Origin of the sequence: Streptomyces galbus, from assembly GCF_005280195.1 — a bacterium.
Taxonomy (GTDB): Bacteria; Actinomycetota; Actinomycetes; order Streptomycetales; family Streptomycetaceae; genus Streptomyces; species Streptomyces galbus.
Window position 1 is genome coordinate 1 of record NZ_SZPR01000062.1, and the last position, 6,253, is coordinate 6,253.

The following is a 6,253-nucleotide window of genomic DNA, read 5'->3' on the forward strand; positions in this document are numbered from 1 at the left end:
CCCCGGACCCTGAGCAGGTCGGTCGACCGGGCGGCGCCGCGGCCTCGCCACCCGGGCGTCACACCACCGCGGTGCTGCGCAGGCGTCCGGTGGAGCGGCCCACGGCGCGGGTACCCGCAATGTCCGCCGGCCCGGCCGACACTGGCGGTACGACAGGAGCCGGGAAGGACCGGCCGACCCGCAGGAGGACCACCGTGTGCCGTCTGTTCGGCCTCAGCAGCGCCCCGCACCGTACGCACGCCACGTTCTGGCTGCTCGACGCCCCCGACAGCCTCAGCCGGCAGAGTCACCGCGATCCCGACGGCACGGGCCTCGGCCACTTCGGCGCCGACGGCACCCCGCGCGTCGACAAGGCTCCCCTGGCGGCCTACCGCGACCAGGCCTTCGCCCGGGAGGCCCGCGAGGTGGAGTCGACCACCTTCGTCGCCCACGTGCGCTTCGCCTCCACCGGCAGCCTGGAACCGCGCAACACCCACCCCTTCGAGCAGGACGGGCGCCTCTTCGCCCACAACGGGGTCGTCGAGGGGCTCGACCGGCTCGACGACCACCTGGGCGAGGACCGGGCGCTGGTGCGGGGCGACACCGACTCCGAGCGGCTGTTCGCCCTGATCACCCGCGAGATCCGGCGCCACGGCGGCGACATCGGCGCGGGCGTCCGCCAGGCCGTCGGCTGGGTCGCGGCGAACCTGCCCGTCTTCGCCCTCAACCTGATCCTCACCACCCCCGACGAGCTGTGGGCGCTGCGCTACCCCGACACCCACGACCTGTACGTCCTCGACCGGCCGGCCGGCGGTGAGCACGGCGACCGGCACCTCGACCACAGCGGCAGTCACGGCCGGCTGCGCGTCCACTCCGCGAAGCTGTCCGGCCAGCGCGCCGTGGTCGTCGCCAGCGAGCGCATGGACGACAGCCCCCGCTGGCGCGCGATGGAGCCCGGTGAACTGCTCACCGTGGGCCGGGACCTGAGCGTCAGCCGGCAGATCGTGCTGCCCGATCCGCCCGCGCACCGGCTCACCCTGGACGACATGCACCCCGAAGCGGCCGCCTCCCAGCGGACCGCGTGAGGCAGCATCGGGCGTCCCCCTTCGCCGTGCCGGCCGAGCAGCCGCGTCAGGTACGGCGTGCGGCCCAGACCATGCGTTCGGTGCGTACGGCCAGGTCGTCGCGGCGCAGGATGCTGTGCGGGCCGGTGGTGTCGAGGAGCCGGTCGAGTGCCGTGAGGTCCTCCGCAGAGAGCGCGGTGGCGGCCGCGCCGCGGATGCGCCGCAGACCCGCGAGGGCGTAGCGGCCGACCGCTTCGCTGCGGGTGCCCTCGATGTCCACGACGACGGTGCGCCGGCCCTCGACCGTGAAGCCCGCCGCCGTCAGCATGGGCCCCCAGTCGGCGCCCCGGTGGGGCGTGTGCTCCGCCTGGAGGCGGTCGGTCGCCGCGTGGCAGCGCTCCTCCAGCCCCGGCCGGTCCCCGGGGGCGTCCTCGGGCAGGAAGCGGGGGAAGCCGGCCAGCTCGACGACGGCGAACAGGCCACCGGGCGCCAGCAGTTCACGGACGGCGGCCAGGGCGCGCCCGGGGTGGGCCAGGTGGTGCAGCGAGGCCGACGCCCACACGAGGTCCGGCGTGCCGAGGTCGGGCCACGCGGTGTCGTCGAGGTCGGCCTGCACGGTGCGTACCCGCTCCTCCAGGCCGCGGGCGCACGCCTTCGCGCGCAGGCGGCGCAGATGTGCCGCGGACGCGTCCACGGCGGTGACGTACGCGTCGGGGAAGCGGTCGTGGAGCGCGAAGGTGCCCGCGCCCGTGCCGCAGCCCAGGTCCACGACCTGCCGCGGGCCGGTGTCCAGCGGCAGCCACGCGAGGAGGGAGGCGGTGTGCTCAGCGAGGACCTCGGCGTCGAGGTCCAGGAGCTCCGCCAGTCCGTCGGAGTCGTCGTTGTCGTGTCGGACGTGCTGGTGGGTGTGCGGGTGTGCTGGGTTCATGCCGTCACGCTAGGGCGCTGATGCGCGCACGGCATGACCTCTCCCGGTTCACGCAAGGAGATCGCCGCCCGTGCTGCCCGACGCGCAAGAAACCGTCTCCCCGCGGACGGCACGGCAGGCCGCTCGGTACCGCTCCTTCGAGGTCACCCACCGGTGTCCTGGGCGTCGCTCTCACCGGTCCCGCGCTGGTGGCCGCGGCGTGCGTCGCGGTCGAAGATGCCCAGGACGTCGCAGGGACCGCCCTCGGCGCCGATGGCGTGCGGCATCATCGTCGGGAACTCGGCGGCCTGGTGGGTCTCGACGCGGAAGCGGCGGTTGCCGAGGAGCAGGACAGCCGTACCGGACAGGACGACGAGCCATTCGCGTCCGGGGTGGGCACGCATGCGCGCCGGGGTGTCGGGCGGCGGGTCGGTCAGGCGCTGGCGCACCACGCTCATGCCCGGGTCGCCCTTCACGGGCCAGCGCATCGAGCCCCGGGCGTTGTCGATCACCGGACTGGTGATCACATCGTCGGCGGCCGTCTCCACGAGCTGGTCGAGCGTGGTGTCCAGCGCTCGGGCGAGGGTGACGAGCTGGTCCAGCGCGAGACGGCGGCGGCCGTTCTCGATGCGGCTCAGCGTGGACTGGCTGAGATGCGCGCGGGCGGCCAACTCGTCGAGGGACCAGCCCTGCGCCAGCCGCAGGGCACGGATCCGCTTGCGGACGAGCCCGTCCAGGTCACCCTCTTCTTGCGTCATGCGCAACAGCGTATGCCGCGGCGGCAGCGGAGGGCTCGTCCCGGCCGTGTGGAACGAAGGCTCCGGCCAGCAGGTCGAGGAGCGGCGCCGTGAGGGGGTGGGCGTCCCGGCGGGGGGTGATCGCGTAGATGCCGCGGGTCGGCGGGTCCACCAGGCCGACGGCGGTGACGTCGGCCCGCAGCGCCCGCGTGAGGACGCCGGGGACCAGTGCGATGGCGTGGCCCGTGGCGACGAGGGCCAGTTTCCCGGGCAGGTCGGCGGCGGTGAGGTCGATACGGGCGTCGACTCCGGCCCGGGCCGCGTGCCGGCGCAGGAGGGCCGCGGAGCCGTCGTTGTCCTCGGCCCAGGTCTCGTCGGCCAGCGCCTCGACGGGCACCCGCGCGTTACCGGCCCGGGGGTGATCCGCGGGCAGGACGACGACCATCTCGTCCAGTCCGAGGAAGCGCCGTTCGACCCTCGGGTCGGTGACCAGCCCGGGCGGGGCGTCGGTGACGACGGCGATGTCGAGGTCGCCGGCGAGCACCCGGTGGTGCAACTGGTCGCTCAGCGCGGGGACCAGGTTCCAGCGGACGGCACCTTCCCGTCGCAGCAGGTCCCGGACGGCTTCCGGGACGAGGCCCGCGGCGAGGGAGGGCGGCGCCCCGACGGCCAGGGTCCGGCCGGACAGCCCGTCACGCACGTCCCGTACGGCGCGAACGGCACGGTCGGCCTCGTCGAGCGTCGCCAGCGCGTGGCGCCGGAACACCTCGCCGGCCGGGGTCGGACGCACGCCGCGTGCGTGGCGCTCGACCAGGGAGACGCCGAACTGCCGCTCCAGTCCGGCGATCTGGCGGGAGACGGCGGACTGGGTGTGGTGGAGTTCCGTCGCCGCCGCCGAGAGCGAGCCGAGGCGGCATACGGTCACGAACGTTCGCCACACCGTCAGATCCATGACCCCAGTATGGCCGCCGCCATGCGAGCGTGGCAGGGCAGCCCTGCGACATATGCGCTTGTCGCAGGGGTCCTGGTGCACCACCGTGGCACTCATGACCACACAGAACACGATCGCCGTCCTCGGTCTGGGACGCATGGGCGGCGCGATGGCGGCACGACTCGCATCCCGGGGGTACGACGTCGTCGGCTGGACACGTTCGGGGCGGCGGGCACCGGGGGCCGTCCGGGGGGCCGGGAAGGCGCACGAGGCCGTGGCCCGGGCCGACGTCGTCCTCCTGGCGCTGTTCGACGGCCCGGCCTGCCAGGAAGTCCTCGACGACGTCCACGGCTCGTTGCGGACGGACACAGTCGTCGTCAACACGAGCACCATCGGCCCTGCCGAAGCGGCGCGCCTCGCCCGGCAGTTCGGCCCGTCGTACGTCCACGCCCCCGTGCTCGGCTCGGTGCCGGCGGTCGCCGCCGGAGCGCTCCGCATCCTCGCCGCCGCCGATCCGGGAGCGCTCGCGCGGGCGCGGCCGGTACTGGAGGCGCTGGGCACCGTCCGGGACGCGGCGGACGCCGCCACGGCGGCGGCGCTCAAGCTGATCGCCAACAACGGCCTCGCGGGGGCCGTCCTCGCGCTGCGTGACGCGCTGCGGCAGGCCGACGCCCTCGGCCTGCCCCGTGACCGCACGCTGGACATCCTCGAACTCGGCGGGCTGGGCGGTCTGGTGGCCCGCAAGCGGCCCTTCCTCCTCGGCGGGGCACCCGCGGTCCCGGCCGAGTTCACGATCGGCGCGCTGGCCAAGGACATGGCGCTGCTGGCCGACGCGTCGAACACTCCGCTGCGCAGCGCCACGGGCGTGGCCGACGAAGCCGTCGACCCCGAGGCCGACATCGCGGCGGCGGCGACGGTTCCGGCTGCCGGGGAGGCGGTCCTCGCACCCCTGCGCGCCTACGTCCGCGGACACGCCACCGGCGATCCCGCCCACTTCCGCGCGGCGTTCCTGCCGTCCGCCCACGTCGAGGGGGTCAGGGACGGCGCGTTCGTCTCCTGGAGCCTGGACGAGTACTGCGCCCTCTTCCCCGGCCGGCCGGCACCGGACGAACCGCACCGCTCCCGGCGCGTCGACACGATCGACGTCCACGGGTCGGTCGCGACCGCGACCATGACGCTCACCCACGGCACGGACACGTTCACCGACGTCTTCCTGCTGGTCCACACCGCACACGACGGCTGGCGCATCGGCAACAAGGCATACCACCGCCACATTTGAGGGGGCGGCCGTGCTACGGCCCCGCACCCACGGCACCGGGCCGCCCACCGAGTCGATCCAGCTCCTTGCGGTACACCGTTGAGCTGTGCCGGACCGTCATACCGGCTCGGAGATACAGGCCGAGCGCGCCGGTGTCGGAGTGCGTCCACAGCGTGCAGGAGTGAACTTCCGTCCGGTGGAAGGCGCGGAAGGTGTGGCGCAGCAGGAGTCGGGCGAGCCGCGACCACGGTGGTCGCGGCGGACGGCGACCTGCTCCAGGTAACCCTCGTCCGCATCCGGCACGTTCAGTGCCAGGGCAGGCCCACCAGGCCGTCCCCGGCGAACGCCAGGGCCGACTGCTCAGGTGCGAAGGCAGGCCGCTCGACGGTGTGGGAGGCCCACTCCTCGTACTCCTGGCGTCGTTCCTGCCGATCGTCGAACGCGTCCTGGACGAGGACGTGCGCGGCGGGGCCGTCGCCTGCGCGGAAGGGCCGCACCGTGATGCCCGCCGGAGACTCGGGCACCTCCGGCTCGGCCGACGTGACGTGGTGCAGCAGCCAGGCCGTCACCAGAGGCCGGTAGCCGTGCGCGCGCAGCAGGGCCACGGCGCCGGTGTCCGCGTCCGGCACGGTCTGCACGACGCGGTCGGTGCCGGCCTGCGGGCCCTCGCCAGCGTCCAGCCGAGCAGCGCGGCACCCAGCCCCCTGCCCCGGTGCTCCGGGTGGACGTCCACCTCGCCGGCCGGGACCGGGACCGGGGCGACGGACCGGACGCCGGCTCGACCTCCGGGGCCTTGGACTGAGACGGGCTCCACAGTCCGTTGAGAGGGCTCTCCAGTGCGTCGCTGCGCCCGACATGTCACGGGCGGACCGCGTACACCTTCCGCAGCGTCTCGTGCACCGTCCATGTCGTGCGGTCGCCCTCGCGGAGTACGGCCATGTCGCCGGGCTCGAGTTGCAGTGTCGGCCCGTCCTGCACCTCCACCGTGGCCGAACCGCTGACGACGACGAACATCTCGTCCGCCTCGGTGTCGGTGACCACTCCCGGCGTGATCTGCCAGATGCCGCCGAAGTGACCGCTGTCCTCGGAGCCCCACAGGACCTTTCCGGTCACCGTCGGGTTCCCGGACACGATCTGCTGGGGTTCCAGGGGCTCTGCTTCGAGTTCGACGTCGGCCACGTGGACGGCGAGGGTCTGCGCGAGTGACATGCGCCGACCCTAGGCGGGGGGCCGTCGCCGCGGGGGCGACAGGTTGTGGGGAGTTGGCGGGGCGGGCCAGACGTTGTGTCCGGGCGCCCGCGTCGCGTGGGCGCGACCCCGATGTCCTGGCCGCCGGTCGTCCGGGCGTGGCAGGCCCTAGGTGTGTTGTCCCGGGAC

Annotated in this window: 7 protein-coding genes; 2 read left to right on the forward strand and 5 right to left on the reverse strand. The window is 74.3% G+C overall.

What is annotated here, in order from left to right; genetic code table 11:
- The first annotated feature begins 194 nt into the window (after window positions 1-194).
- The gene (locus E4U92_RS35515; protein ID WP_137304578.1) at window positions 195-1,064 is read left to right on the forward strand and encodes a class II glutamine amidotransferase; all 870 of its coding nucleotides are present in this window, start codon (window positions 195-197) and stop codon (window positions 1,062-1,064) included.
- A gap of 46 nt (window positions 1,065-1,110) precedes the next feature.
- Here E4U92_RS35515 and E4U92_RS35520 read toward each other — a convergent pair whose 3' ends face one another.
- From E4U92_RS35520 to E4U92_RS35530, 3 genes are all read right to left on the reverse strand, one after another.
- Complete coding sequence (locus tag E4U92_RS35520) at window positions 1,111-1,971, reverse strand: class I SAM-dependent methyltransferase (RefSeq protein ID WP_137304579.1); 861 nt, start codon at window positions 1,969-1,971, stop codon at window positions 1,111-1,113.
- Between the two features lie 143 nt (window positions 1,972-2,114).
- Entirely contained in the window at window positions 2,115-2,708 is a 594-nt protein-coding gene (locus E4U92_RS35525) for an XRE family transcriptional regulator (RefSeq protein ID WP_168725285.1), read from the reverse strand.
- The gene (locus E4U92_RS35530; RefSeq protein WP_137304581.1) at window positions 2,689-3,639 is read right to left on the reverse strand and encodes a LysR family transcriptional regulator; all 951 of its coding nucleotides are present in this window, start codon (window positions 3,637-3,639) and stop codon (window positions 2,689-2,691) included. Before E4U92_RS35530 ends, E4U92_RS35525 begins: the two co-directional genes overlap by 20 nt.
- 94 nt (window positions 3,640-3,733) lie before the next feature.
- On the opposite strand from E4U92_RS35530, the gene E4U92_RS35535 reads away from it, so the two are divergent.
- Window positions 3,734-4,897, forward strand: coding sequence for a nuclear transport factor 2 family protein (locus tag E4U92_RS35535; RefSeq protein WP_229863388.1), 1,164 nt, complete (start codon window positions 3,734-3,736; stop codon window positions 4,895-4,897).
- A 284-nt stretch (window positions 4,898-5,181) separates the two neighbouring features.
- Here E4U92_RS35535 and E4U92_RS36980 read toward each other — a convergent pair whose 3' ends face one another.
- Together E4U92_RS36980 and E4U92_RS35545 are read right to left on the reverse strand one after the other, a co-directional pair.
- A complete protein-coding gene (locus E4U92_RS36980) occupies window positions 5,182-5,514 on the reverse strand; it encodes a hypothetical protein (protein ID WP_229863378.1) in 333 nt (110 codons plus the stop codon).
- A gap of 220 nt (window positions 5,515-5,734) precedes the next feature.
- Window positions 5,735-6,085: a cupin domain-containing protein gene (locus E4U92_RS35545; RefSeq protein ID WP_137304583.1), complete on the reverse strand. Its 351-nt coding sequence runs from the start codon at window positions 6,083-6,085 to the stop codon at window positions 5,735-5,737.
- Window positions 6,086-6,253 lie beyond the last annotated feature (168 nt).